The organism is Kitasatospora sp. NPDC059795 (assembly GCF_042732175.1).
Taxonomy (GTDB): Bacteria; Actinomycetota; Actinomycetes; order Streptomycetales; family Streptomycetaceae; genus Kitasatospora.
Genome location: NZ_JBHWID010000002.1, coordinates 35939 through 61915 on the forward strand (window position 1 = coordinate 35939; position 25977 = coordinate 61915).

Annotated in this window: 27 protein-coding genes; 21 read left to right on the forward strand and 6 right to left on the reverse strand. The window is 71.6% G+C overall.

Features of this window, described 5'->3' with window-relative positions:
- Positions 1–7: 7 nt before the first annotated feature.
- A complete protein-coding gene (locus ACFV4P_RS04145; protein WP_380467202.1) occupies positions 8–1198 on the reverse strand; it encodes an MFS transporter in 1191 nt (396 codons plus the stop codon).
- A gap of 438 nt (positions 1199–1636) precedes the next feature.
- On the opposite strand from ACFV4P_RS04145, the gene ACFV4P_RS04150 reads away from it, so the two are divergent.
- Together ACFV4P_RS04150 and ACFV4P_RS04155 are read left to right on the forward strand one after the other, a co-directional pair.
- Positions 1637–2947: a dicarboxylate/amino acid:cation symporter gene (locus tag ACFV4P_RS04150; RefSeq protein WP_073811457.1), complete on the forward strand. Its 1311-nt coding sequence runs from the start codon at positions 1637–1639 to the stop codon at positions 2945–2947.
- A gap of 123 nt (positions 2948–3070) precedes the next feature.
- A complete protein-coding gene (locus ACFV4P_RS04155; protein ID WP_380467205.1) occupies positions 3071–3631 on the forward strand; it encodes a Uma2 family endonuclease in 561 nt (186 codons plus the stop codon).
- A 184-nt stretch (positions 3632–3815) separates the two neighbouring features.
- Here the strand turns inward: ACFV4P_RS04155 and ACFV4P_RS04160 are convergent, their stop codons facing one another.
- Together ACFV4P_RS04160 and ACFV4P_RS04165 are read right to left on the reverse strand one after the other, a co-directional pair.
- Positions 3816–4127, reverse strand: coding sequence for a hypothetical protein (locus ACFV4P_RS04160; protein WP_380467207.1), 312 nt, complete (start codon positions 4125–4127; stop codon positions 3816–3818).
- 6 nt (positions 4128–4133) lie between these two features.
- The gene (locus ACFV4P_RS04165) at positions 4134–4367 is read right to left on the reverse strand and encodes a hypothetical protein (protein ID WP_380467209.1); all 234 of its coding nucleotides are present in this window, start codon (positions 4365–4367) and stop codon (positions 4134–4136) included.
- A 414-nt stretch (positions 4368–4781) separates the two neighbouring features.
- On the opposite strand from ACFV4P_RS04165, the gene ACFV4P_RS04170 reads away from it, so the two are divergent.
- Entirely contained in the window at positions 4782–5753 is a 972-nt protein-coding gene (locus ACFV4P_RS04170) for a LuxR C-terminal-related transcriptional regulator (protein ID WP_380467210.1), read from the forward strand.
- Positions 5754–5768: 15 nt separating this feature from the next.
- Here the strand turns inward: ACFV4P_RS04170 and ACFV4P_RS04175 are convergent, their stop codons facing one another.
- The 3 genes from ACFV4P_RS04175 to ACFV4P_RS04185 form a co-directional block, all read right to left on the reverse strand.
- Entirely contained in the window at positions 5769–6317 is a 549-nt protein-coding gene (locus tag ACFV4P_RS04175; RefSeq protein WP_380467212.1) for a DUF1707 domain-containing protein, read from the reverse strand.
- Positions 6314–7345: a bile acid:sodium symporter family protein gene (locus ACFV4P_RS04180; RefSeq protein ID WP_380467215.1), complete on the reverse strand. Its 1032-nt coding sequence runs from the start codon at positions 7343–7345 to the stop codon at positions 6314–6316. Before ACFV4P_RS04180 ends, ACFV4P_RS04175 begins: the two co-directional genes overlap by 4 nt.
- 215 nt (positions 7346–7560) lie before the next feature.
- On the reverse strand, positions 7561–7764 hold the full coding sequence (locus tag ACFV4P_RS04185) for a cold-shock protein (protein WP_031063656.1): 204 nt from the start codon (positions 7762–7764) through the stop codon (positions 7561–7563).
- Between the two features lie 412 nt (positions 7765–8176).
- Between ACFV4P_RS04185 and ACFV4P_RS04190 the strand changes: the two genes are divergently transcribed.
- From ACFV4P_RS04190 to nuoK, 18 genes are all read left to right on the forward strand, one after another.
- A complete protein-coding gene (locus tag ACFV4P_RS04190) occupies positions 8177–9091 on the forward strand; it encodes a menaquinone biosynthetic enzyme MqnA/MqnD family protein (protein WP_380467217.1) in 915 nt (304 codons plus the stop codon).
- Positions 9092–9263: 172 nt separating this feature from the next.
- The gene (gene mqnC / locus ACFV4P_RS04195) at positions 9264–10472 is read left to right on the forward strand and encodes a cyclic dehypoxanthinyl futalosine synthase (RefSeq protein WP_380467219.1); all 1209 of its coding nucleotides are present in this window, start codon (positions 9264–9266) and stop codon (positions 10470–10472) included.
- A gap of 11 nt (positions 10473–10483) precedes the next feature.
- On the forward strand, positions 10484–11068 hold the full coding sequence (locus ACFV4P_RS04200; protein WP_380467221.1) for a hypothetical protein: 585 nt from the start codon (positions 10484–10486) through the stop codon (positions 11066–11068).
- A gap of 131 nt (positions 11069–11199) precedes the next feature.
- Positions 11200–11766 (forward strand): hypothetical protein, encoded by a 567-nt coding sequence (locus ACFV4P_RS04205; RefSeq protein ID WP_380467223.1) that lies wholly within the window; start codon positions 11200–11202, stop codon positions 11764–11766.
- A gap of 44 nt (positions 11767–11810) precedes the next feature.
- Positions 11811–12506, forward strand: a complete 696-nt coding sequence (locus tag ACFV4P_RS04210) for a demethylmenaquinone methyltransferase (RefSeq protein ID WP_380467225.1) — start codon at positions 11811–11813, stop codon at positions 12504–12506.
- 89 nt (positions 12507–12595) lie between these two features.
- Positions 12596–13876 (forward strand): geranylgeranyl reductase family protein, encoded by a 1281-nt coding sequence (locus ACFV4P_RS04215; protein ID WP_380467227.1) that lies wholly within the window; start codon positions 12596–12598, stop codon positions 13874–13876.
- 148 nt (positions 13877–14024) lie between these two features.
- On the forward strand, positions 14025–14933 hold the full coding sequence (locus ACFV4P_RS04220) for a DMT family transporter (RefSeq protein ID WP_380467228.1): 909 nt from the start codon (positions 14025–14027) through the stop codon (positions 14931–14933).
- A 414-nt stretch (positions 14934–15347) separates the two neighbouring features.
- Positions 15348–15707, forward strand: a complete 360-nt coding sequence (locus ACFV4P_RS04225; RefSeq protein WP_014137597.1) for an NADH-quinone oxidoreductase subunit A — start codon at positions 15348–15350, stop codon at positions 15705–15707.
- A 66-nt stretch (positions 15708–15773) separates the two neighbouring features.
- Positions 15774–16328, forward strand: coding sequence for an NADH-quinone oxidoreductase subunit B family protein (locus ACFV4P_RS04230; RefSeq protein ID WP_073811435.1), 555 nt, complete (start codon positions 15774–15776; stop codon positions 16326–16328).
- Positions 16325–17041: an NADH-quinone oxidoreductase subunit C gene (locus ACFV4P_RS04235; RefSeq protein ID WP_380467230.1), complete on the forward strand. Its 717-nt coding sequence runs from the start codon at positions 16325–16327 to the stop codon at positions 17039–17041. Before ACFV4P_RS04230 ends, ACFV4P_RS04235 begins: the two co-directional genes overlap by 4 nt.
- Positions 17041–18369, forward strand: a complete 1329-nt coding sequence (locus ACFV4P_RS04240; RefSeq protein ID WP_380467232.1) for an NADH-quinone oxidoreductase subunit D — start codon at positions 17041–17043, stop codon at positions 18367–18369. Before ACFV4P_RS04235 ends, ACFV4P_RS04240 begins: the two co-directional genes overlap by 1 nt.
- Positions 18366–19106 (forward strand): NADH-quinone oxidoreductase subunit NuoE, encoded by a 741-nt coding sequence (nuoE, locus tag ACFV4P_RS04245; RefSeq protein WP_380467234.1) that lies wholly within the window; start codon positions 18366–18368, stop codon positions 19104–19106. The genes ACFV4P_RS04240 and nuoE overlap by 4 nt, the downstream gene beginning before the upstream one ends.
- Positions 19106–20464, forward strand: coding sequence for an NADH-quinone oxidoreductase subunit NuoF (nuoF, locus tag ACFV4P_RS04250; protein ID WP_380467236.1), 1359 nt, complete (start codon positions 19106–19108; stop codon positions 20462–20464). The genes nuoE and nuoF overlap by 1 nt, the downstream gene beginning before the upstream one ends.
- Positions 20461–22902, forward strand: coding sequence for an NADH-quinone oxidoreductase subunit G (locus tag ACFV4P_RS04255; RefSeq protein ID WP_380467238.1), 2442 nt, complete (start codon positions 20461–20463; stop codon positions 22900–22902). Before nuoF ends, ACFV4P_RS04255 begins: the two co-directional genes overlap by 4 nt.
- Positions 22902–24233, forward strand: a complete 1332-nt coding sequence (gene nuoH / locus ACFV4P_RS04260; RefSeq protein WP_380467240.1) for an NADH-quinone oxidoreductase subunit NuoH — start codon at positions 22902–22904, stop codon at positions 24231–24233. The genes ACFV4P_RS04255 and nuoH overlap by 1 nt, the downstream gene beginning before the upstream one ends.
- A 6-nt stretch (positions 24234–24239) precedes the next feature.
- Positions 24240–24821, forward strand: a complete 582-nt coding sequence (gene nuoI / locus ACFV4P_RS04265) for an NADH-quinone oxidoreductase subunit NuoI (RefSeq protein ID WP_380467242.1) — start codon at positions 24240–24242, stop codon at positions 24819–24821.
- The gene (locus ACFV4P_RS04270; protein WP_380467244.1) at positions 24818–25669 is read left to right on the forward strand and encodes an NADH-quinone oxidoreductase subunit J; all 852 of its coding nucleotides are present in this window, start codon (positions 24818–24820) and stop codon (positions 25667–25669) included. The genes nuoI and ACFV4P_RS04270 overlap by 4 nt, the downstream gene beginning before the upstream one ends.
- Positions 25666–25965, forward strand: a complete 300-nt coding sequence (gene nuoK, locus ACFV4P_RS04275; RefSeq protein ID WP_043915678.1) for an NADH-quinone oxidoreductase subunit NuoK — start codon at positions 25666–25668, stop codon at positions 25963–25965. The genes ACFV4P_RS04270 and nuoK overlap by 4 nt, the downstream gene beginning before the upstream one ends.
- Positions 25966–25977 lie beyond the last annotated feature (12 nt).

The following is a 25977-nucleotide window of genomic DNA, read 5'->3' on the forward strand; positions in this document are numbered from 1 at the left end:
GGTTTGCTCAGGCCGCCAGGGCGACCGGCACGGGGCGGAGCCGGGCGCGGGTGGCGAACAGCAGCAGGGCGCCGACGGCGATGCCGGCGACCGAGCAGAGCGCGACCGCCGGAAGCGAGGTCTCGACCAGCAGGCCGGAGGTCGCGGAACCGGCCGCGTTGCCGGTGGCGAACAGCGTGACCAGCCAGGCGAAGGCCTCGGTGACGGTGCCGACCGGGGCGAGCTCGGCGACCAGCACGAACGCGGCGGCCAGCAGCGGGGCCAGGCCCAGGCCGGAGACGAACGCCAGCACGGCCATCGCCGGCGGGCCGGGCAGCAGCAGGAGCGGCAGGGTGCCGGCCGCCATGACGAGGGCCAGTACCCAGGTGCGGGTGGCGGTGTCGGCCTTCCAGGGCGCCGCGCCGTAGGCGAGCGCGCCCAGCAGGCCGGCCAGCGCGGCCAGCGCCAGCAGCAGACCGCCGCCGCCGGGCAGGCCGCCCGGGTGCCGCTCGGCGTACGCGATGAACAGCACGGCCTGCGCGCCGACCGACCAGCCCGCGCCGCTCAGGCCGACCAGCAGCACGACCAGCCCGGGGGAGCGCAGCGGGCCGAGCAGCCCGGCGGACTCCGCGCGCGGCGGGGCCTGCCACCGGCGGGCCGGGGCGGCGGTGGCGACCACCAGCGAGCCGATCAGGCCGAGCACGGCGGCTGTCCACAGGGCTGTGGACGGCGAGAACGCGGCGGCGATCCCGGCGACGGCGAGCGGCCCGGCGACGTACAGCACCTGCTGGGAGGCGGAGTCGAAGGCGTACGCGGTGTCGAGCTGCTCCTCCTCGACGACGTCGGGCCAGAGCGAGCGCAGGCAGGGCTCCAGCGGCGGCATGCACAGGCCGGCGATCGCCGCGCCGAGCGGGGCGGCGACGGGGGAGCCGGGGGCGAGCGCGAGCAGGGCGTAGCCGCCGCCGGCCAGGGTGGCGGAGGCGAGCAGGACGCGGGGCTGGCCGGTGAGGTCGACGATCCGGCCGAGGACGGGGCCGCCGACCGCGGCGGCGATCGCGTACGCGGCGGTGGCCAGGCCGATCCGGCTGTACGGGGTGCCGGCCTCGCGCAGGGCGAGGGCGATGACCAGCGCGGTCATGCCGGCGGGCAGGCGTCCGACCAGGGTGCCGACCAGTAGCCGGGTGACGTGCGGGGCGCGGAGCAGTGCGGCGTAGCCCATGGGCGTCCTTCCGGCGAGGCCTCTGTCGAGCCTCAAGTTATACGTATAACCGGATGGGCGTCAAAGCTGCTGGATGTAGGCCGTTCGAGCTGATGATCCATCAGTAACGGGTCGTTCGGGGACGACCTCAAACAAGTACTTTGAACATCTCAAAGGTTTATTGCTAATCTACCGACCATGACCACCGCAGACGCCGCGCGCCGTACCGGGACGAGCACCCCGCTCATGTCCCGCTGCCCGCGTCTGCCCGGTGCCGTGGACGGCCCGTGTCGCTGTCGCTCCGGCGGCTGTATGCGGGCGGCACGCCGCTCCTGACGCGCCCGGCAGCTCCGCTGTCCGGCAGTCAGTCGCCGGGTCTCACCACCCGGCCCCGCGTCCGGCGTGTCGCCGCCTCCTCCCCCTCCCCACCACCCCCGCACTCACCGGAGTCGCACACCCATGTCCACCGCGCCCGCGCCCACCCTGTTGGGACGTATCCGACGCACCCCGTTCTGGGTCCAGATCGTCGGCGGCCTGGTCCTCGGCCTGCTGCTCGGCTGGATCGCCCGGTCCGGCGACGTGTCCTGGCTGAAGACCACCCTCGACACCGTCGGCAAGACCTTCGTCCAGCTGCTCAAGCTGGCCGTCCCGCCGCTGGTCTTCACCGCGATCATCGTCTCGGTCGCCAACCTGCGGAACGTCACCAACGCCGCCCGGCTGGCCGCCCGCACGCTGTTCTGGTTCCTCGCCACCTCGCTGATCGCGGTCGCCGTCGGCCTCGGCCTCGGCCTGCTCACCGACCCCGGCAAGGGCGCCAACATCTCCACCGCCGGCGTCAAGGGCGTGGAGAAGGGCGGCAGCTGGATCGACTTCCTGACCGGCATCATCCCGACCAACATCGCCGACGCCTTCCTGAAGGTGAACGTCCTTCAGATCGTCTTCCTCGGCGTGGTCGTCGGCGCGGCCATCCTCAAGCTCGGCGACAAGGCCGCCCCGGTCCGCCGGCTCTCCGAGAGCGTGCTCGAACTCGTCCAGACCGCCCTGTGGTGGGTCATCCGGCTCGCCCCGCTCGGCACCATCGGCCTGATCGGCAAGGCCGTCGCGCTCTACGGCTGGGACCTGCTCAAGCCCTTCACCACCCTGACCATCGACGTCTACGTCGGCTGCGCGATCGTCATGTTCGGCGTCTACTCGCTGCTGCTGCGCTTCGTCGCCGGCCTCAACCCGCTGAACTTCTTCAAGGGCGCCTGGCCCGCGATCCAGCTGGCCTTCGTCTCCCGCTCCTCGGTCGGCACCCTGCCGGTCACCCGCCGCGTCACCGAGCGCCTGGGCGTTCCGTCCGAATATGCGAGCTTTGCGGCCCCGTTCGGCGCCACCACCAAGATGGACGGCTGCGCCGCGATCTACCCGTCGCTCGCCGCGATCTTCGTGGCCCAGGTGTACGGCATCGACCTCGGCATCAAGGACTACCTGCTGATCGCCTTCGTCTCGGTGATCGGCTCCGCAGCCACCGCCGGCCTCACCGGCGCGATCGTGATGCTCACCCTGACCCTCTCCACCCTGGGCCTCCCGCTGGAGGGCGTCGGCCTGCTGCTGGCCATCGACCCGATCCTCGACATGATGCGCACCGCCACCAACGTGGCCGGTCAGGTCGTCGTCCCGATCCTGGTCTCGGCCCGCGAGAAGACCCTCGACCTCGCCGCGTACAACCGACCCACCGGCGACCTCCTCGCCGAGGACCGTCCGGCCGCCGTCCCGGCTGCCGCCTGACGCTCCCTGTTCCACCCGACGGCCCGCACCCCTTCCCGGGGTGCGGGCCGTCGCTCGTTGGAGTGAGAGCCCTATGGCGCGAGGGGGCCGATCGATAGCGTGGGGCCGACGAAGGAGGGCTCGATGAGTGCTCTGCCCGGCGAACTGCCGTACAGCTCCGTCGATCCGGAAGAGGCGCTGAAGTACGCGATCCAGCACCACGCCCGTGAGCGCGTCCAGATCATCGAAGGGGTCATCGAGCCGATGACGCTGGGGTGGGACCACGAGGCCACCGCCAGTCACCTGCGGTGCCGGCTGAACGACAAGGTCCGCGCGCTCGACTGTGTGATGGGTTCGGGCGACCTCGATCTTCCGGGGTCCAGCAACTGGTTCGTCCCGGACGTGGCGGTGGTCCCCTGCGCACTGGCCAAGGGCAGCGGCGCGCTGCTCCCCGGCCAGACGCTGCTGGTGGTCGAAGTGACGTCCGAGGACAGCGACGCCACCGACCGTGTGGTGAAGCCGCGCCGCTACGCCGAGTACGGGGCTCCGCTCTACCTGCTGATCGACCGCCGGGACTGCGCCTGCACGCTGTTCTCGGAGCCGGGCCGGCTCGGCTACACCCGGGTGGCGGGGCCGCTTCCGTTCGGGCAGCCGATCGAACTGCCGGAACCGTTCGGCCTGAGCCTGGACACCTCCGAGTTCTGACCGCCCGGCGGCCCGCACCCCTTTCCGGGGGTGCGGCGCGATGGTTCCGGTGCGGCGGGCGGCGGGCATGGCGAACCTGCCTGTACTGCACCGGTCCTGAGTGACGTGCGCGGGCGGACGGCTGTCCTGCAGGGCCAGCGGTCGGTGGCGCGGCGAGGCGGACGTGCTTGTCGGGTGCGGGGGTTCAGCAGCCCGACGGGGCGGGGGTCGGCGGCAGGTAGCGCCGGTGCAGCACGGGGGAGGCGCGGTGGCTGCGGGCGAGCAGGTCGTGGGCGACCGCGAGGGGCGGCTGGTCGGCGGTGTCGGCGTCGGGCCGGGGGCCGAGCAGGTAGACCAGCAGGTCGACGCGGTCCGCCTCGCTGCGGGCGGTCAGGTGCTGGAGGCGCTCCTCGGGGCGGGCGTGCGCCCACAGGATGCCGACCACCTCGCTGGTCTCACCCGGCGGCGCCGGGTCGGCGGTGCTTCTGCGGCGCAGGCTGGTGTAGACGATCTCCACCAGGGATCAGCCGCCCCAGCCGAGGCTGCCGCCGGCGGGGGTGGCGGTGCCGGTCGGGGTGGCGGTGGCCGTGGGGGTGGGGTCGGCAGGGGTGGTGCCGCCCCAGCCGAGGCTGTCGCCGGCGAGGGTGGTGGTGGCGGCCGGGGTGTGGGCGGCGGCGGCCAGGGCGACGGGGGCGGCGATCAGGGCGCCCAGGGCGAGCAGGACCGCGGCGGCCTTCGGGGAGCGGGTGCGCTTCATGGCGTAATCGTCCTCAACTGTCGTATTCGGCAAGGGGGTTGATCGGCCCGGTGCGACGTCCCGCGGTTGACGTCTGGTCCGGTCCGCCGCCCGGTGGTGTTCCTCCCTGGCGGCACTCACTACTTTCGTCGCCCGGCGGGGCGGGTGGAAGGAGTTCCGGATGGCGCCAACCGGCCTGTCCGATGTCGGACACGGTGGCATGTCCACATCATTAAGCAGTTCGAAAAACCGGACGTAGGTGTCCGAACGGTGATGCGGCGCACACGCAGGATCCTTCCGGCATCCGGTGCGAGAGCTCAGCAAAGCCGCAAATTCGATCTTGTGGACGATTGGTTGCCCTGGGAGGATTCGTGACGCTCCGTGCGGGGGGATTCACGGGGTCTCCACAGCGATGCCCGAGGGGGGCGAGCCACCATGTTGGAAGCGCTCGGACTGTCGGCCCGGTCCGGCCGGGTCTATCAGGCCATGCTGGACCACCCGACCGACTCCGTCGACGACCTGGCGGGACGTTGCGACCTGACGCCCGGCCACATTCACGACTGCCTCGACGAACTGGGCGGACTGATGCTGGTCCGCGCCTCCGCCGAGCACCCGGGCCGGATGCGCGCGGTCGACCCGGAGGTGGGGCTGGCCGACATGCTGGCCCGGCAGGAGGCCGAACTCGCCTCCCGGCAGGCCGCGTTGGCCGCGTCGAGGGCCGCGGTGACCCGGATGGTCGCCGACCGCGCCGAGCAGCACGCCGCGCACGGCGAGCGGCTCACCGGCCTGGACGCCATCCACCGGCGGCTGGAGCAGATGGGCCGCACCGCCGCCGTCGAGGTGTTGAGCAGCCAGCCGGGCCGGCAGCACGCGGAGGACCTCGACGCGTCCCGGCCCGGCGACGCCGCGGTGCTCGGCCGGGGGGTGGCCGTCCGCACGCTGTACCAGGACTCCACCCGCAACCAGCCGCACGTGTCCGGGTACGCGCACTGGCTGCTCAGCCAGGGCGGCGAGGTTCGCACCGCACCCACCGTCCCGCAGCGGATCGTGCTGGTGGACGGGCGGGAGGCGCTCGTCCCGATCGACCCGGAGGACAACCGCAAGGGCGCGCTGCACGTCACCGAGCCCGGCATCCTGCGCGCCCTGCTGGACCTCTACGAGCAGTCCTGGAACACCGCCGTCCCGCTCGGCGCCACCACCTCCGACGACCCGGCCACCGGGCTCACCCCCACCGAGCGCGAACTGCTGCGGCTGCTCGGCACCGGCCTCACCGACGACGCGGCCGGGCAGCGGCTGGGCTTCTCCTCGCGCACCGTCGGCCGCCACATGGCGTCGATCATGGAGCGGCTGAACGCCGCCAGCCGCTTCGAGGCCGGCATCAAGGCCGCCCAGCGCGGCTGGCTCTGAGCGGGGGGCCGCCGGTCAGCGGCTGCGGGCGTGCCGGACGCGCAGGCGGCCGAAGCCGGGGGCGCCGGTGATGCGGATCAGCGGGCCGCCGGGGACGGCGTGGCGCGGAGGCCGGTAGCGGACGTCCTGCCAGCCGCCCTGCACGCCGTCCACGTCGACGGTCGCGTTGTGCGGGACGGTGATGGTGGCGCGGCCGAAGCCCAGGCCGAGCTCGATGTCCACCACCTGGTGCTCGATGATCGCGTGCGACAGGTCGAGCCGGACCTTGCCGAACGCGGAGGCGACCTTCAGCGTCCGCGGCACCCGCCAGGCGCCGCGGCGGACGATCCGGCCGCCGGCGGTGGCGATGGTGGCGGTGTCGTCGTCCGGCGGGCTCGCAGGCAGGTCGGCGGTGACCAGGTCGAGTTCGGCGCGGGTGGTGGCGGTGAGCGCCTGCTGCAGGCGCTGCTCCATCTCCTCGTGGGTGATCCGCTCCTCGGCGTAGGCCTGTTGGAGGCGTTCGGCGGCGGCGTCGCGCTCGGCCGCGCCGACCCGGGTCTGCGGGGTTTCCGGCAGTGAAGTCACCTGGGCAGCGTAGCTGTTGACTGTCCGTCAGGCCGATGCCGGGCCCAGCGCTGGGCGAGCACCGTGCAGACCGTCAGCTGGATCTGGTGGAACAGCATCAGCGGCAGCACCGCCAGCCCGACCGCGCCGGCCGGGAACAGGATGGTGGCCAGCGGCAGGCCGTTGGCCAGCGACTTCTTGGAGCCGCAGAACTGGATGGTGATCCGGTCCGCCCGGTCGAAGCCCAGCCGGCCGGAGACCACGTGGGTGAAGCCCAGGACGATGGCCAGCAGCACGGACGAGATCGCCGCCAGCGCCAGCAACTGGCCCGCGGTGACCCGGCTCCAGATGCCCTCGCGGACGCCCTCGCCGAACGCGCTGTAGACGATCAGCAGGATCGAGCCCCGGTCCACCAGCTGCGTCACCAGCCGGTGCCGGGCGATCCACGGTCCGATCCGGCGCCGCAACAGCTGGCCGGCGGCGAACGGGACCAGCAGTTGCAGCACCACGTCCAGCACCTGGCCGCCGTCCACCGAGACGCCCGCCGCGCCGGAGAGCAGCCAGGCGGCGAGCAGCGGGGTCAGCGCGACGCCCAGCAGGCTGGAGAAGGTCGCGGCGCAGATCGCGGCGGCCACGTTGCCGCCGGCGATCGAGGTGAACGCGATCGAGGACTGCACGGTGGACGGCAGCAGGGTCAGGAACAGGACGCCGGTGAACAGCTCCGGCGGCAGCACCGCGTCGGGCAGCAGCCGGGTGGCCTCGCCGAGCAGCGGGAACAGCACGAAGGTGCAGCCCAGGATCAGCAGGTGCAGCCGCCAGTGCCGGGCCCCGGCCAGCGCCTCCTGCGGGGACAGCCGGGCCCCGTACAGGAAGAACAGCAGGCCGACGGCCAGGTGCACGCCGACGCCGACGGCGCTCGCGGCGACACCCCGGGCGGGCAGCACGGTGGCCAGCAGGACGGTGCCGAGCAGCAGCAGGAGGTAGGTGTCGATGCCGATCCGGCGCAGCGTCCGGTCGAGGGTGCGGTGGGCGGACCGGAGGCGGTGCATGCCTCGATGATCCCCCCGCCGGGGTGCGCCCCGGGAAGCGGGGTGGGGGCGGGGCCGGGTGCGATTCGCCGGAATTGTGTCCGGAATACGGACGAGTAACTCGGGCGGGAATTGCGCGCGGGGAAAAGGCAGGGGGCCCGCCGTCCGGCGGGCCCCCTTGGGAACTGCTACTCATACGGACCCGAGGGGCCGTGAGCGATCAGAAGTGAGAGATGTCAGATAGCGACGACGTTTTCGGCCTGCGGGCCCTTCGGGCCCTGGGTGACGTCGAAGCTGACCGCCTGGTTCTCCTCCAGCGAGCGGAAGCCGCTCGCGTTGATGGCGGAGTAGTGGACGAAGACGTCGGGGCCGCCGCCCTCCTGGGCGATGAAGCCGAAGCCCTTCTCGGCGTTGAACCACTTGACGGTTCCGGTCGCCATACCGTTCTCCTTGCAAGGGACGTAGTGGACACCACACCTTGTGGCGCCCGGGTCCGCTGCGCTGATCGCCCTGCCTCCGGACGAGCCCGGAGTTTTTCGCACCAGTCTCAATCAATGCTCAATTGATGCCTGATACTGCTGAAAAATTACAAAAAGCCTGCGGTTACATGCTCCGCAGGCTCCAAGTACTGCAAGGGGAATCAAACTGCAACTGACGTGAACGGTAGCACGCGGTGGCGGCCCCGACCAGGGGCCAACGACGGTGTCGGAGAGCGTGTCGGAGAGCGTCCCGGAGGGCGTGTCGGAGGGCGTGTCGGAGGGCCCCCGAACGGTGTGTCGGGCACCGGGTGCGGGCCCTCGGGAGCAGCGGGCATACCCTGCCGGGAGAGCACCAACGGCAAGGGAGCACACGGTGAGCAGTCGGGAAGCCGAACGGCCGGCGGCCGCGGTCAGGCCGCGGGTCGGACACATTCAGTTCCTCAACTGTCTCCCCCTCTACTGGGGGCTGGCGCGCACGGGGACCCTGCTCGACCTCGACCTCACCAAGGACACCCCGGAGAAGCTGAGCGACCGGCTGGTGGCCGGCGAGCTCGACCTCGGCCCGATCACCTGCGTGGAGTACCTGCGCAACGCGGACCGGCTGGTGGTCCTCCCCGACATCGCGGTCGGCAGCGACGGGCCGGTGATGTCCTGCGTGATCGTCAGCAAGCTCCCGCTCGACCGGCTGGACGGCCGCCGGGTCGCGCTCGGCTCGACCAGCCGCACCTCCGTCCGACTGGCCCGGCTGCTGCTGGAGGAGCGCGAGGGCGTCCGCCCCGAGTACTTCAGCTGCCCGCCCGACCTGGACGCGATGCTCGCCGAGGCCGACGCCGCCGTCCTGATCGGCGACCCCGCGCTGCGCGCCTCGCTGGAGCAGGCCCCCCGGCAGGGGCTGGCCGTGCACGACCTCGGCGCGATGTGGAAGGAGTGGACGGGGCTGCCGTTCGTCTTCGCGGTCTGGGCCGCCCGCCGCGAGTACGTCGAACAGCACCCGGAGCTGACCGCCGCCGTGCACCGGGCGTTCCTGGAGTCCCGCGACCTGTCGCTGACCGAGGCCGGCCAGGTGGCCGAACAGGCCGCCCGCTGGGAGGCGTTCGACGCGCCGCTGCTGGAGCGGTACTTCAGCGAGGCGCTCGACTTCTCGCTGGGCGAGCGCCAGTTGGCGGGCCTGGCCGAGTTCGCCCGCCGGGTCGCCCACGACAGCGGCTTCGCGCCGGACGTGGCGATCCGGCTGCTGGAGCCGGCCGCCGGCGCCGAGAAGGCGGCGGAACAGGCCGTGGCCGTCTGAGAATCGCGGCCCGCCGTCCGAGCATCCTGGGACGATCGGGCCGGTGCCGGCGGGGTCCGTCCGCAGCGTCGGGAGCCGCGGGCGGTGGCGGGAGCGGGGCTGAGCAGGGGCGGAAATACGCTGGCGTAGGCTGGGCGGGACGCCCCTTCGACGATGAAAGCAGGCCCGCCAGGTGTCCGAGCAGAACCTTTCCGCCGCCCAGCTGCAGGCCGTTCTGGACCGTGCGGCCGAGGGCGGCCGGATCACCGCCGAAGAGGCGCTGGAGCTGTACCGTTCGGCCCCGCTGCACGCGCTCGGCTCGGCCGCCGACGCGGTGCGCCGGCGGCGGTACGCGGGCGTCGAGCACATCGCCACGTACATCATCGAACGGAACATCAACTACACCAACGTCTGCGTGACGGCGTGCAAGTTCTGCGCGTTCTACGTCCCGCCGAAGAGCGACAAGGGCTGGTCGCGGGAGCTCGACGAGGTGCTGCGCCGCTGCGCGGAGACCGTCGAACTGGGCGGCACCCAGATCATGTTCCAGGGCGGGCACCACCCCGAGTACGGCGTCGAGTACTACGAGAAGAACTTCTCCGCGATCAAGGAGCGCTTCCCCGAGCTGGTGATCCACTCGCTGGGCGCCTCCGAGGTCGAGCACATGGCGAAGATCTCCGGCGTCTCCATCGAGGAGGCCATCACCCGGATCCACGCGGCCGGCCTGGACTCGTTCGCGGGCGCCGGCGCCGAGCTGCTGCCGGAGCGGCCGCGCAAGGCGATCGCCCCGCTGAAGGAGTCCGGCGAACGCTGGCTGGAGATCATGGAGACCGCGCACCGGCTGGGTGTCGAGTCCACCTCCACCATGCTGATGGGCACCGGCGAGACCAACGCCGAGCGGATCGAGCACCTGCGGATGATCCGCGACGTGCAGGACCGCACCGGCGGCTTCCGCGCCTTCATCCCCTACACCTACCAGCCGCAGAACAACCACCTGAAGGGCTCGACCCAGGCCACGGTGTTCGAGTACCTGCGGATGATCGCCATCGCCCGCCTCTTCCTCGACAACGTCGCGCACATCCAGGGCTCCTGGCTGACCACCGGCAAGGAGGCCGGCCAGCTGTCGCTGCACTACGGCGCGGACGACCTCGGCTCGGTCATGCTGGAGGAGAACGTGGTCTCCGCGGCCGGTGCGAAGCACCGCTCCAACCTGCACGAGCTGATCCACCTGATCCGCACCGCGGGCCGGGTGCCCGCGCAGCGCGCCACCACGTACGAGCACCTGCGGGTCCTCGACGACCCGGCCAACGACCCGGTGGACCCGCGGGTCGCCTCGCACATCGCCTCCACGGCGATCGAGGGCGGCACGGCGCACCCCGAACTGACCATTCTGGCGACGAACTGAGTGCCTGATCCGTGCTGACGCTCCACCGCGCCCGGCTCGTGCTGGCCGACCCCGCCGCCCCGTCGATCGTCGACGGGGCGGTGCTGGTCGACGGGGCCGTGGTGGCCGCGATCGGGTCCTTCGAGGAGCTGGCCGGGGGGCCGGCCCGGGTCCGTGAATGGGACGGCGTGCTGGTGCCCGGGCTGGTCAACCGCTGCGGGCGGTGGCTGCTGGAGACGGCCTACCACCCGGACCCGCGCGAGGAGTTGGGGGACCGGCCGCTGCTGCCGTCCGGCGACCTGGGCGAGGAACGGTGGGGCGGCAGCGCGAGGCGCGGGCTGCAGCGGATGCTCGGCTTCGGCACCACGGCGGTGACGGGGCCGTTCGACCGCGCCGCGGTACGGACGGCGGTGGCCCGGTCGGGGCTGCACGTGCTGGCGGGGGACGGGACGCCGGGGGCGCTCTCGCCGCTGGAGAATCAGCCGTTCGGGGCGGCGGTGCACCGGCCGTTGACGGTCGGCGGGGCGGCGGACTTCGCGGTGTTCGACGAGTGGGGGGCGGACGCGAGCTGTCTGGCGACAGTCCTCGGCGGACGGCTGCTCTTCCGGAGGCGGTAAGGGAGTTCGGGCCTGCGGGGGTGCCCGCCGGTTCCCCTGTTCGCGTCAGGAGGTCTGACTGCCCGTGACCTGATGGCCCACCAGCGGCTACGATCCCGGTTCAGGACTTCGCCGAGCCAGGAACAGGACGCATGGGAACCGCCACCTCCGATCGTCTGCGGACCAGGCCCGGCCGGGGGTGGTACGTGGGGGCCGTGCTGAGCGCGGTGGTGGCCGTCACGATGTGTCTGCTGGGGTGGCGGCAGGCCGACCAGGCGGACCGGATCAGTGCGCATCCGGTGCGGGTCGAGGGCTCGGTGACGCAACTGCCGGGCGGCAGTGGGACGTACAGCCAGGTGTCGTACGTCGCGGAGGGGCGGAAGCTGACCGCCGCGGATCTGTGGCTGCCGGCGGATGCGAAGCTCGGCGATCCGATCTGCCTGGAGCACGCGGCGGACGACGCGGGCGCGGTGCGGGTGTGCGGGAAGCGGTATCCGCAGCCGGTGGGCGTCGGGTTGGCGCAGACGAGCGTGCCGTTGGCGGCGTTGCTGTGCCTGGTGTGCGTGTACCGGATCCGGCGGCTGAAGCGGGCGTACCCGGCGGACGGGCAGGTCGGGGCGGGGATCACGGTGGCGTTCGCGGCCGAGGGGATGCCCGCGCTGACGCAGGGCAAGCGGTCGCGCCGACGCCGCAAGGGGGGCCGCCGCGCGTTGCGGTGAGCCCTGGTGACGGCCACAGGTGGGGCTGGGTTAAGAATGGGGGCGTGACCCGAGCCCATCTGGACAAGCAGCCGCAGGACGTCGCCGCGATGTTCGACGACGTCGCGGCCAAGTACGACCGCACCAACGACGTGCTCTCGCTGGGCCAGGCCCGGCTGTGGCGCCGCGCGGTGGCCGATGCGGTGGACGCCGTCGCGGGCCAGCGCATCCTGGACCTCGGTGCGGGCACCGGCACGTCCTCGCTGCCGTTCCTGGAGGCCGGCGCGGACGTGGTGCCGTGCGACTTCTCGATCGGGATGCTGAGCGAGGGCAAGAGCCGTCACCCCGAGCTGGCGCTGACCGCGGGCGACGCGACCCGGCTGCCGTTCGCGGACGAATCGTTCGACGCGGTGACGATCTCCTTCGCGCTGCGCAACGTGCAGGACCACGAGGTCGCGATGCGGGAGATGCTGCGGGTGACCAAGCCCGGCGGCAAGGTGGTGATCTGCGAGTTCTCGACGCCGACCTGGACGCCGTTCCGGACGGTGTACACCGAGTACCTGATGCGGGCGCTGCCGCCGGTGGCGACCAGGGTGTCCTCGAACCCGGAGGCGTACGTCTACCTCGCGGAGTCGATCCGGTCGTGGCCCGACCAGCCGTCGCTGGCCGCCGAGTTGCAGCAGGCCGGGTGGACGAAGGTGGCGTGGCGCAACCTGACCGGCGGGATCGTGGCCCTCCACCGCGGCTTCAAGGCCCCGTAGACTGCGAGGGTTCGGCGCTCCGCACCGCTTCGGTGACGGAGGGTCCGGACCCGACCACCCGTGACCCGACGCGCTCAGGAGAGAGCCGAATGACCGAGACCGCCGTGGAGTCCACCGCCGACGTCATCGTGGTCGGCGCCGGTCCGGCCGGCTCCACCACCGCGTACTGGCTGGCCCAGGCGGGCCTGGACGTGCTGCTGCTGGAGAAGACCGAGTTCCCGCGCGAGAAGGTGTGCGGCGACGGTCTGACCCCGCGTGCCGTCAAGCAGCTGGTGGACATGGGCATCGACGTGTCCAGCGAGAACGGCTGGCTGCCGAACAAGGGCCTGCGGATCATCGGCGGCGGCGTCCGGCTGGAGCTGGACTGGCCGGAGCTGGCGTCGTTCCCCGACTACGGCCTGGTCCGCAAGCGCGCCGACTTCGACGAACTGCTGGCCCGGCAGGCGCAGAAGGCCGGCGCCCGGCTGTACGAGAACTGCAACGTGAGCGGCCCGATCCAGGACCGCACCGGCCGGATCACCGGCGTCACCGCCAAGGTGGGCCCGGAGAAGCGCGAAGTCGCCTTCCACGCGCCGCTGGTGGTCGCCGCCGACGGCAACTCGACCCGGCTGTCGCTGGCCATGGGCCTGCACCGGATCGAGTCCCGGCCGATGGGCGTCGCGTACCGGACGTACTTCACCTCGCCCCGGCACGACGACGACTACCTGGAGTCGTGGCTGGAGCTGTGGGACACCCGCGGCGGGCAGAAGAAGCTGCTGCCCGGCTACGGCTGGATCTTCGGCATGGGCGACGGCACCTCCAACGTCGGCCTGGGCATCCTCAACTCCTCGCCGGCGTTCGGCGACCTGAACTGGCGCGAGGTGCTGAAGAGCTGGTGCGCCGGCATGCCCGAGGAGTGGGGCTACACGCCGGAGAACATGACCGAGCCGATCCGCGGCGCCGCGCTGCCGATGGCGTTCAACCGGCAGCCGCACTACACCCGGGGCCTGCTGCTGGTCGGCGACGCCGGCGGCATGGTCAACCCGTTCAACGGCGAGGGCATCGCCTATGCGATGGAATCCGGCCAGATCGCGGCCGGCGTCATCGTGCAGGCGATGGCCCGGATCACGCCCGAGGGCCGGGAGCGGGCGCTGGCGCGCTACCCGCAGATCCTGAAGGACACCTACGGCGGCTACTACACGCTCGGCCGGGCGTTCGTGAAGATGATCGGCAACGACCGGGTGATGCGGATCGCCGCCGAGCGCGGCCTGACCCACCCCGTGCTGATGAAGTTCGTCCTCAAGCTGCTGGCCAACCTCACCGACCCGACCGGCGGCGACGCCGCGGACCGGATCATCAACGGCCTCGCGAAGGTCGCACCCCGGGCCTGACCCGGCGGTCGAAGGCGGCGGTCGAAGGCGGCGGGCGGGCGCGAAAAGCGCTTGCCCGCCGCCTTTCGCGTGCGGGACAGTGTGCGGCGATCTTCCTCGGCCTGTTCGACGGCGCACGGGCTTCCACGGCGTTCCCGGGAGTCCCGTCATGGCCGTTGCGTCCGTCGCTGCCCGTCCTCGACCGCTGAGTGATCTGCCGCTGCTGGCGGTGGCCGTGGTGTGGGGTTCGAGCTTCCTGGTGGTGAAGCGGGTCGCGGAGCCGGACACCGTGGTGGCGGTGCTGGCGCTGCGGTTCGGGCTGGTGCTGCCGGTGCTGGGCCTGGTGGCGTGGCGGCGGCTGCGCGGGCTGACGGCGCGCCAGTGGGGCGGCGGGGCGCTGCTCGGGCTGGTGCTCGGGGCGGTGTTCCTGCTGGAGACGTACGGGGCGGTGCACACCTCGGCGACCAACGCGGGGCTGGTGATCAGCCTGACCATGGTGTTCACGCCGCTCGCCGAGGCGGCGCTGCGGCGCAGCGCGCCGTCGGGGGCGTTCCTGGCGGCGGCGGGCCTGTCGGTGCTGGGGGTGCTGCTGCTGACCGGCGACGGCGGGCTGCGGGCGCCCTCGGCGGGCGACCTGCTGGTGCTGGGCGCGGCGGGCGCGCGGACGGTGAACGTGCTGGCGACGGCCCGGCTGCGGGCGGTGCGCGGGGTGGATCCGCTGGCCCTGACCTGGGTCCAACTGGCCTTCGCCACGCTGGTGTTCGCGGTGGCGTCGCCGTGGGCCGGGCCGTCGCCGTGGGCGGTGGCGGCGTCCTTCGACGGGCCGCGTTGGGGGCTGCTGCTGTACCTGTCGCTGCTGTGCACGCTGTTCGCGTTCTTCGTGCAGCTGTGGGCGGTGCGGGCGACGTCGCCGTCGCGGGTGAGCCTGCTGCTGGGCACCGAGCCGCTGTGGGCGGCGGTGTTCGGGATCGCGCTGGCGGGCGACCGGCCCGGGCTGTTGGCGGTGTTCGGCGCGGTCGCGGTGCTGGCCGGCACCGAGTGGGGGCGGCGGCGCGCGTCCGTTCCTGAGCGCTTGTGAACGAAGGGTCAAGCGACTGCCCGGCGGGGTCCATCGCGCGGGTGAGGTTCTTTATCACGTAAACCGGATCACTCCGAAATTTGCCTGTTCCGCCGCAGAATTGATATAGGCCGTGGTCGAACAGCAGCCGTTTCGCGGTGGGTTGCGACTGTATGTGGCCATTCGCCTGCTCTGGGTCGAACAGTGGTGCCCGATCCCGCTCTGTGCGGTTCGTCGGGTGGCGAAGATCACAAAGATCGTCGGGAACTGCGTGTCGCAGATCACAAGCGGACAGGCATAGGATGCGCTCCAACCTGGCTTTGTGAACTGCCTCACATGGAGCCGGATCTCACGAAGTGGATCATCGGTTCACCGCTGGTGACCTGGTGGTTCCGATCTGCAGTCAAGGACGACTGGACGGAGGGAGCGGGGGCTATGAATGCCTACGCGCCGATCCTCGTACTCGGTGCCATTGCCGCGGCGTTCGCGGTCGGCTCCGTCGTGATGGCCTCGCTCACCGGCCCGAAGCGCTACAACCGGGCCAAGTTGGAGGCGTACGAGTGCGGCATCGAACCGACCCCGCAGCCCGTGGGCGGCGGTCGGTTCCCGATCAAGTACTACCTGACGGCGATGCTGTTCATCGTCTTCGACATCGAGATCGTCTTCCTCTACCCGTGGGCGGTCAGCTTCGACGCCCTGGGGATCTTCGGGCTGGTCGAGATGCTCCTGTTCATCGCCACCGTGTTCGTCGCCTACGCCTACGTCTGGCGCCGCGGCGGCCTGGAGTGGGACTGACCCAGCCGCGCCGTTTGTGAACGCGCGGACGAAGCCACCGGACTCGAAGGCATTGAGAGGGAACTGATGGGTATCGAGGAGAAGCTGCCGAGCGGCTTTCTGCTCACCAGCGTGGAGGCCGCCGCGGGTTGGGTGCGGAAGGCGTCGCTCTTCCCGGCCACCTTCGGACTCGCCTGCTGCGCGATCGAGATGATGACCACCGGCGCGGGCCGCTACGACCTGGCCCGGTTCGGCATGGAGGTGTTCCGCGGCTCGCCGCGGCAGGCCGACCTGATGATCGTGGCCGGGCGGGTCAGCCAGAAGATGGCCCCGGTGCTGCGTCAGGTGTACGACCAGATGCCGAACCCCAAGTGGGTCATCTCGATGGGCGTGTGCGCCTCCTCCGGCGGCATGTTCAACAACTACGCGATCGTCCAGGGCGTCGACCACATCGTCCCGGTCGACATCTACCTGCCGGGCTGCCCGCCCCGCCCGGAGATGCTGCTGGACGCGATCCTCAAGCTGCACGACAAGATCCAGCACGAGAAGCTCGGCGTGAACCGCCGCCGGGCCGAGGAGGAGGCCGAGCAGCTCGCGCTGCATGCCACTCCGACCAGTGAGATGCGGGGGCTGCTGCGATGAGCGAGCAGGACAAGGAGACGCCCGAGGTCCCCGCCACCAGGCGGGAGATCCCGGTCGAGGTGGTCGGCACCCGGAAGGGCATGTTCGGCGCCCACGGCACCGGCGACACCTCCGGCTTCGGCGGGCTGAACGCCCCGATCGTGCTGCCCGGCCCGAGCGAACGCCCCTACGGCGGCTGGTTCGACGAGGTGGCCGACGAGTTCGAGGGCGCGCTGGAGGAGCAGGGCCTCGACGTGACCGAGGTGATCGGGAAGACCGTCGTCGACCGCGACGAGCTGACCTTCCACATCGAGCGCGAGCACCTGCTGAAGGCGGTGCGGATCCTGCGCGACGACCCGGCGCTGCGGTTCGAACTCTGCCTGGGCGTCAGCGGCGTGCACTACCCGGCCGAGACCGGACGGGAACTGCACGCGGTCTACCACCTGCGCTCGATCACCCACGGCCGGCTGATCCGGCTGGAGGTCACCGCGCCCGACAAGGACCCGCGGATCCCGTCCGTGGTGAGCGTCTACCCGACCAACGACTGGCACGAGCGGGAGACCTACGACTTCTTCGGCCTGGTCTTCGAGGGCCACCCGGCGCTCACCCGGATCATGATGCCGGACGACTGGCTGGGCCACCCGCAGCGCAAGGACTACCCGCTCGGAGGCATTCCCGTCGAGTACAAGGGCGCGCAGATCCCGGCGCCCGACCAGCGGAGGTCGTACACCTGATGAGCAGCACACATCACGAAGCGGGCTCCAGGGACACCACCGAGGGACGGGTGTTCACCGTCACCGGTGGCGACTGGGGCGAGGTCGCCGAGGCCGTGGCCGGCGCCGACGACGAGCGGATCATCGTCAACATGGGCCCGCAGCACCCGTCCACCCACGGCGTGCTGCGACTGATCCTGGAGATCGACGGCGAGACGGTCACCGAGGCCCGGTGCGGCATCGGCTACCTGCACACCGGCATCGAGAAGAACATGGAGTTCCGCAACTGGGTGCAGGGCACCACGTTCGTGACGCGGATGGACTACCTCACTCCGCTGTACAACGAGACCGCCTACTGCCTGGCCGTGGAGAAGCTCCTCGGGATCACCGCCGACATCCCCGAACGGGCGTCCGTGATCCGGGTGTTGATGATGGAGCTGAATCGGATCTCCTCGCACCTGGTGGCGCTCGCCACCGGCGGCATGGAGATCGGCTCGACCACCCTGATGATCTACGGCTTCCGCGACCGCGAGGTCGTCCTGGACATCTTCGAGCTGGTCACCGGCCTGCGGATGAACCACGCGTACGTCCGCCCCGGCGGACTGGCCCAGGACCTGCCGCCCGGCGCCGTCGACAAGATCCGCGAGGGCGTCAAGCTGCTCCGCTCCCGGATGCACGAGTACGACAAACTCGCCACCGACAACCCGGTGTTCAAGGCCCGCCTGGTCGACGTCGGCTTCCTCGACCTGCCCGGCTGCCTGGCCCTCGGCGCCACCGGCCCGATCCTGCGCGCCACCGGGCTGCCGCACGACCTGCGCAAGTCCGACCCGTACTGCGGGTACGAGAACTACGACTTCGAGGTCGCGGTCGCCGACAGCTGCGACTCCTACGGGCGGTTCGTGATCCGCCTGGAGGAGATGCGGCAGTCGCTGCGGATCGTCGAACAGTGCCTGGAGCGGCTGCGGCCCGGCGCGGTGATGGTCGCCGACAAGAAGATCGCCTGGCCCGCCCAACTCGCCGTCGGCGCCGACGGCATGGGCAACTCGCTGGACCACATCCGGAAGATCATGGGCAGCTCGATGGAGGCCCTGATCCACCACTTCAAGCTGGTCACCGAGGGCTTCAAGGTGCCGGTCGGCCAGGCGTACGCGGCCGTCGAGTCGCCCAAGGGCGAACTCGGCGTGCACGTGGTCAGCGACGGCGGCACCCGGCCCTACCGGGTGCACTTCCGCGACCCGTCGTTCACCAACCTGCAGACGATGGCGGCGATGTGCGAGGGCGGCCAGGTCGCCGACGTGATCGTCGCGGTGGCCGGGATCGACCCGGTGATGGGAGGCGTGGACCGGTGAGCAGCACAGAACTCGGCCTGCCGGCGCTGCCGGCCAAGCCCTACCCGTCGGAGGTGGAACGGCGACTCGCCGCCGACGCCGCCGAACTGATCGCCCGCTACCCGCACTCCCGCTCCGCGCTGCTGCCGCTGCTGCACCTGGTGCAGGCCGAGGAGGGCTTCGTCTCGGCGACCGGAATCCGGTTCTGCGCCGAGCAGTTGGACCTCACCACCGCCGAGGTCACCGCAGTCGCCACCTTCTACACCATGTACCGCCGGCGTCCGGCCGGCGAGTACCACGTCGGGGTGTGCACCAACACGCTGTGCGCGGTGCTCGGCGGCGACCAGATCTTCGACGAGCTCAAGCAGCACCTGGAGATCGAGAACAACCGCACCACCGAGGACGGCGCCGTATCGATCGAGCGGATCGAGTGCAACGCGGCCTGCGACTACGCGCCCGTGGTGATGGTCAACTGGGAGTTCTTCGACAACCAGACCCCGGAGTCCGCACGGGAGTTGGTCGACCGGCTGCGCGCGGGCGAAGAGGTACGGCCGACCCGCGGCGCGAAGCTCTGCTCGTTCAAGGAGACCTCCCGGATCCTGGCCGGCTTCGCCGACGAACGCGAGGGCGCGGTCGACGAGTCCGGGGCCGGCGGCGCACCCTCGCTGGCCGGCCTGCGGCTGGCCAAGGGCGAGGCCCTGCCCGGCACCCCGGGCGCCAAGGTGGTCTCCCCCCGGCAAGAAGGGACGGAAGCGTGATGACCTCCGCCGAGCCGGCCGAGAAGCTCCTCTCCCCGGTCCTCTCCGTGTCCTGGGACGACCGCCGCCCCTGGACCCTCGACACCTACCGCCGGCACGGCGGCTACGACGGCCTGCGCACCGCCCTCACCATGGCCCCGGACGACGTGATCGCCCTGGTCAAGGAGTCCGGCCTGCGCGGCCGCGGCGGCGCAGGCTTCCCCACCGGCCTGAAGTGGCAGTTCATCCCGCAGAACGACGGCAAGCCGCACTACCTGGTGGTCAACGCCGACGAGTCCGAGCCGGGCACCTGCAAGGACATCCCGCTGCTGTTCGCCAACCCGCACTCGCTGATCGAGGGCATGGCGATCGCCTCCTGGGCGATCCGCTGCAACCACGCCTTCATCTACCTGCGCGGCGAGGTCGTCCCGGTGCTCCGCCGCCTCCAGGCCGCGGTCGCCGAGGCGTACGCGGCCGGATTCCTCGGCAAGGACGCCCTCGGCGAGGGCAACGACCTCGACATCACCGTCCACGCCGGCGCCGGCGCGTACATCTGCGGCGAGGAGACCGCGCTGCTGGACTCGCTGGAGGGCCGCCGCGGCCAGCCCCGGCTGCGCCCGCCGTTCCCGGCGGTGGCCGGCCTGTACGCCTGCCCGACGGTGGTCAACAACGTCGAGTCGATCGCCTCGGTGCCGCCGATCCTGGCCCGCGGCAAGGACTGGTTCAAGTCGCTGGGCACCGAGAAGTCGCCCGGCTTCACCCTGTACTCGCTGTCCGGGCACGTCACCAACCCCGGCCAGTACGAGGCCCCGCTCGGCATCACGCTCCGCCAGCTGCTCGACATCACCGGCGGCGTCCGGGCCGGGCACCGCCTCAAGTTCTGGACGCCGGGCGGCTCGTCCACCCCGATGTTCACCGACGAGCACCTCGACGTCCCGCTCGACTACGAGGGCGTCGGCGCGGCCGGCTCGATGCTCGGCACCAAGGCGCTCCAGGTGTTCGACGAGACCACCTGCGTGGTGCGGGCCGTCACCCGGTGGACCGAGTTCTACGCCCACGAGTCCTGCGGCAAGTGCACCCCCTGCCGCGAAGGCACGTACTGGCTGGTGCAGTTGCTGAAGCGGATCGAGGCCGGCCAGGGCGTCCCCGGCGACCTGGAGAAGCTGCTGGACATCGCCGACAACATCAACGGCAAGTCCTTCTGCGCGCTCGGCGACGGCGCCGCCAGCCCGATCGTCTCCTCGCTCCAGCACTTCCGCGCCGAGTACGAGCAGCACATCAACGAGCACCGCTGCCCGTTCGACCCGGCGGCCTCCACCGTCTGGGCCGACCGGGCCTCCGTCCACGAGTCCGCCACCGAGAGGGAGGTGCACGCGTGACGGTCACCGAGCCTTCCACCCAGACCGAGCTGGTCACGCTCACCATCGACGGCGTCGAAGTCAGCGTCCCCAAGGGCACGTTGGTGATCCGCGCCGCCGAGCAGATCGGCACCCAGATCCCGCGCTTCTGCGACCACCCGCTGCTCGATCCCGCCGGGGCGTGCCGCCAGTGCATCGTGGAGATCGAGGGGCAGCGCAAGCCGGTCGCCTCCTGTACCATTCCGGTCGCCGAGGGCATGGTGGTGCACACCCAGCTGACCTCGCCGGTCGCCGAGAAGGCGCAGCACGGCGTGATGGAACTGCTGCTGATCAACCACCCGCTGGACTGCCCGGTCTGCGACAAGGGCGGCGAATGCCCGCTGCAGAACCAGGCGATGACCAACGGCGCGGCGGAGTCCCGGTTCGAGGGCGTCAAGCGGACGTACGAGAAGCCGATCCCGCTCTCCACCCAGGTGCTGCTGGACCGCGAACGCTGCGTGCTGTGCGCGCGCTGCACCCGGTTCTCGCAGCAGATCGCCGGCGACCCGTTCATCGACCTGGTCGAGCGCGGCGCGCTCCAGCAGGTCGGCACCGGAGTCGACCAGCCGCTGGACTCGTACTTCTCCGGCAACACCATCCAGATCTGCCCGGTCGGCGCGCTCACCTCCGCCGCCTACCGGTTCCGCTCCCGCCCGTTCGACCTGGTCTCCTCGCCGTCCGTGTGCGAGCACTGCTCGGCGGGCTGCGGACAGCGCACCGACCACCGGCGCGGCAAGGTGATGCGCCGCCTGGCCGGCAACGAGCCGGAGGTCAACGAGGAGTGGGACTGCGACAAGGGCCGTTTCGCGTTCCGCTACGCCCAGCAGCGTGACCGCTTCGCCTCGCCGATGGTCCGGCGGGACGGCGAACTCGTCGCCGTGTCCTGGCCGGAGGCGCTCGCCGCGGTCGCCGAGGGGCTGCGCGGCAAGCGGGCCGCGGCGCTGGCCGGCGGCCGGGTCACCGTCGAGGACGCCTACGGCTGGGGCAAGTTCGCCCGGATCGCGCTCGGCACCAACGACGTCGACTTCCGTTCCCGCCCGCACAGCGGCGAGGAGGCCGAGTTCCTGGCCGCCGCCGTCGCCGGGCAGGGCGTCGACCTCGACGGCGGCGGGGTGAGCTACCGCCAACTCGAAGACGCCCCGGCCGTGCTGCTCGCCGGACTGGAGGCCGAGGAGGAGGCGCCGATCGTCTTCCTGCGGCTGCGCAAGGCCAACCGGGCGCACGGACTGCGGGTGTTCTCGATCGCCTCGCACGCCACCCGGGGCCTGACCAAGCTGCACGGCGCGCTGCTGCCCGCCGCCCCCGGCACCGAGGCCGAGTGGCTCGGCGCGCTCGCCGGCGAGGAGGTGCTCACCGACGACGCGGGCCGCTGCGCCGACGCGCTGCGCTTTCCCGGCGCGGTGATCCTGGTCGGCGAACGGCTCGCCCAGACCGCCGGCGGCCCGACCGCCGCGCTGCGCCTGGCGCACGCCACCGGGGCGAAGCTCGCCTGGGTGCCGCGCCGGGCCGGTGAGCGCGGCGCCGTCGAGGCGGGCGCGCTGCCCGGGCTGCTGCCCGGCGGCCGCGCCGTCGGCGTGCCCGCCGCGCGCGCCGAGGCCGCCGCGCACTGGGGCGTCGCCGAACTCCCCGCCGCGGAGGGCCGCGACACCGACCGGATCCTGGCGGCCGCCGCCGCGGGCGACCTGGACGCGCTGGTGGTCGGCGGCGTCGGCCTGGACGACCTGCCGGACCCGGTGCTCGCCGAACAGGCCCTGGAACGCGCCTTCGTGGTCTCGCTGGAGCTGCGCCCGTCCGCCGTGACCGCGCTGGCCGACGTGGTGCTGCCGGTCGCGGCCGTCGCCGAGAAGGCCGGCACCTTCCTGGACTGGGAGGGCCGGGTCCGGATGTTCGAACCGGCCATCAAGCCCGACCAGTTGATGGGCCGCCACCTGCACTCGGACGTCCGGGTGCTGTCCATGGTCGCGGACGCGCTGGAGAAGCCGATCGGCCTGCCCGACGTCCGCGCCGCCCGGCTGGAGCTGGACCGTTTCGCCCCGTGGGAGGGCGACCGTCCGGCCGCACCCGGCGCGCTCCCCGGCACGCTGCCCCGCCCGGTGACCGGGCAGGCCGTGCTGGCCGGGCACCGGATGCTGCTCGACAACGGCACGCTCCAGGACGGCGACGAGCACCTGGCCGGCACCCGGCACCCCGTCGTCGCCCGGCTGTCCGCCGCCACCGCCGCCGAGATCGGCGCCACCGGCCCGCTGCTGCGGATCACCGGCCCCGCCGGGTCGCTGACCCTGCCGCTGGAGGTCACCGAGGCGATGCCGGACCGCACGGTCTGGCTGCCGCTCAACTCGACGCCCGGCGGCGGTGCGCACCGCACGCTCGGCACCACCCTGGGCCACCTGGTCACCATCGCCCCGGCGGAGGAACAGTGATGCACCTCGCTGCTGCGTACGACACCCTGGCCTTCTTCGGGCGCGACCCGTGGTGGCTGGTGCTGCTGAAGGCGGTGTTCTGCTTCGCCTTCCTGGTGCTGACGGTGCTGATCGCGATCGTCTGGGAGCGCAAGGTCGTCGCCTGGATGCAGCTGCGGATCGGCCCCAACCGGCACGGACCGTGGGGCCTGCTGCAGTCGCTGGCCGACGGCGTGAAGCTGGCGCTGAAGGAAGACCTGGTGGTGAAGGGCGCCGACAAGGCGGTCTACATCCTGGCGCCGATCGTCGCGGCGATCCCCGCGTTCATGTCGTTCGCGGTGATCCCGTTCGGCCCGGCCGGCAACGAGGTGTCGATCTTCGGCACCCGCACCCCGCTGCAGCTCACCGACCTGCCGATCGCGCTGCTGTACATCCTGGCCACCGCCTCGGTGGGCATCTACGGCATCGTGCTGGCCGGCTGGTCGTCCGGCTCGACGTACCCGTTGCTCGGCGGCATCCGCTCGTCCGCCCAGATGATCAGCTACGAGATCGCGATGGGCCTGTCGTTCGCGGCGGTGTTCATCTACTCGGGCTCGATGTCGACCTCGGAGATCGTCGGCTCGCAGCAGCCGACCTGGTTCGCGGTGCTGCTGCCGGTGTCGTTCATCGTCTACATCATCGCGATGGTCGGCGAGACCAACCGCGCGCCGTTCGACCTCCCGGAGGCCGAGGGCGAGCTGGTCGGCGGCTTCAACACCGAGTACTCCTCGCTGAAGTTCGCGATGTTCATGCTGGCCGAGTACGTCAACATGGTCACCGTCTCGGCGGTCGCCTCGACGCTGTTCCTCGGCGGCTGGCGGGCCCCGTGGCCGATCTCCACCTTCTGGGAGGGGGCCAACCACGGCTGGTGGCCGATGCTGTGGATCGTGCTGAAGATCCAGCTGCTGCTGTTCTTCTTCATCTGGCTGCGCGGCACCCTGCCGCGACTGCGCTACGACCAGTTCATGAAGCTCGGCTGGAAGGTGCTCATCCCGGTCTCCCTGGTGTGGCTGGTGATGGTCTCCGCGGTGCGGGCGCTGCGCAACGAGGGCTACGACTTCACCAAGGTGCTGCTGTACGTGGGCGCGCCGCTCGCGGCGATCCTGCTGGTCGCGCTGATCGCGGACGTGGTCCGCAAGAAGCCCGAGGAGCCGCCCGCCGCCGCCCCGCCCGCGGCCTTCGACCCGATGGCCGGCGGCTACCCGGTGCCGCCGCTGCCCGGTCAGGAACTGCCGCCCGTCCCGCGTCGCCGCCGCCGGACCCCGCAACTCCAGGACGCCCTCAACGGGGCCGACCATTCCGAAGGGAGCTGAGCCGCGATGTCCGACGAATCCTCGGAGAAGTCGATCCTCGGTCCGGCCGCCGGCTTCGGCGTGACCTTCAAGGCCATGTTCAAGAAGCGGCTCACCGAGCAGTACCCGGAGTACAAGAAGCCCACGGCTCCGCGCTTCCACGGCCGCCACCAGCTGAACCGGCACCCGGACGGGCTGGAGAAGTGCATCGGCTGCGAGCTGTGCGCCTGGGCCTGCCCGGCCGACGCGATCTACGTCGAGGGCGCCGACAACCGGGACGACGAGCGCTACTCGCCCGGCGAGCGCTACGGCGCGGTCTACCAGATCAACTACGCCCGCTGCATCCTGTGCGGGCTGTGCATCGAGGCCTGCCCGACCCGGGCGCTCACCATGACCAACGAGTACGAACTCGCCGACTCCAGCCGGCAGGACCTGATCTTCACCAAGGAACAGCTGCTGGTCGGGCTGACCGAGGGCATGGTCGACTCGCCGCACGCGATCTTCCCCGGCGCCGACGAGGGCGCCTACTACCGGGGCGAGATCAAGGGCGCCGCGCCGGGCACCGTGCCGCAGGAGAAGCACGCGCACGACAAGGAGGCGCAGTCATGACCTCCACCGGCGAGGCCGTGCAGTTCTGGGTGCTGGCCGTGATCGCGGTCGGCGGCGCGCTCGGCATGCTGTTGATGAAGAAGGCGGTGCACTCGGCGCTCTGCCTGGCCGCCACCATGCTCTCGCTGGCGATCTGCTACCTGGCGCAGGGCGCGGTGTTCCTCGGCGTGGTGCAGATCGTCGTCTACACCGGCGCGATCATGATGCTGTTCCTGTTCGTGGTGATGCTGGTCGGCGTCACCTCGGAGGACTCGCTGAAGGAACAGCTGAAGGGCCAGCGGATCGGCGCCGTGCTCTGCGGCCTGGGCTTCGGCGTGCTGCTGATCGCCGGCCTGGCGAACGCCCGGCTGTCGCACTTCACCGGCCTGTCCGAGGCGAACGCCGAGGGCAACGTGCAGGGCCTGGCCCGGCTGATCTTCACCAAGTACGTCTGGGCGTTCGAAGTGACCGGCGCGCTGCTGATCACCGCGGCGATCGGCGCGATGGTGCTGACCCACCGCGAGAAGATCCGCGAGCGGCTGACGCAGCGTCAACTCGCCGACCGGCGCGTCAAGGACAACATCCAGTTGCCGCCGCTGCCCGCGCCCGGCGTGTACGCCCGGCACAACGCGGTGGACATCCCCGCGCTGCTGCCCGACGGCACCGTCGCCGAGGACTCCGTGATGGGCACCCTGCGCGAGCGCGGCCAGATCCGCGACGTCAGCCAGGAGATGCTGCAGCGGATGGCCGAACTGGAGGAGAGCACCGCCGACTGGCTCGGCCGCCCGTCCTCCGCCCGCCCGCAGGTGGCCGGGCCCCGCCAGGCGCTGGAGACCGTGCCGACCCCGACCAAGGAGGAGGCGGAGTGAACCCGGTCAACTACCTGTACCTCGCCGCGCTGCTGTTCACCATCGGCGCATCGGGCGTGCTGATCCGCCGCAACGCGATCGTGCTGTTCATGTGCGTGGAGCTGATGCTGAACGCCTCGAACCTGGCGCTGGTCACGTTCTCCCGGCTGCACGGCAACCTGGACGGCCAGATCCTCGCGTTCTTCACCATGGTGGTCGCGGCGGCCGAGGTCGTGGTCGGCCTCGCCATCATCGTCTCCATCTTCCGGACCAGGCACTCCGCTTCGGTCGACGACAGCAACCTGATGAAGCTGTAGGCGGAGGGCCCT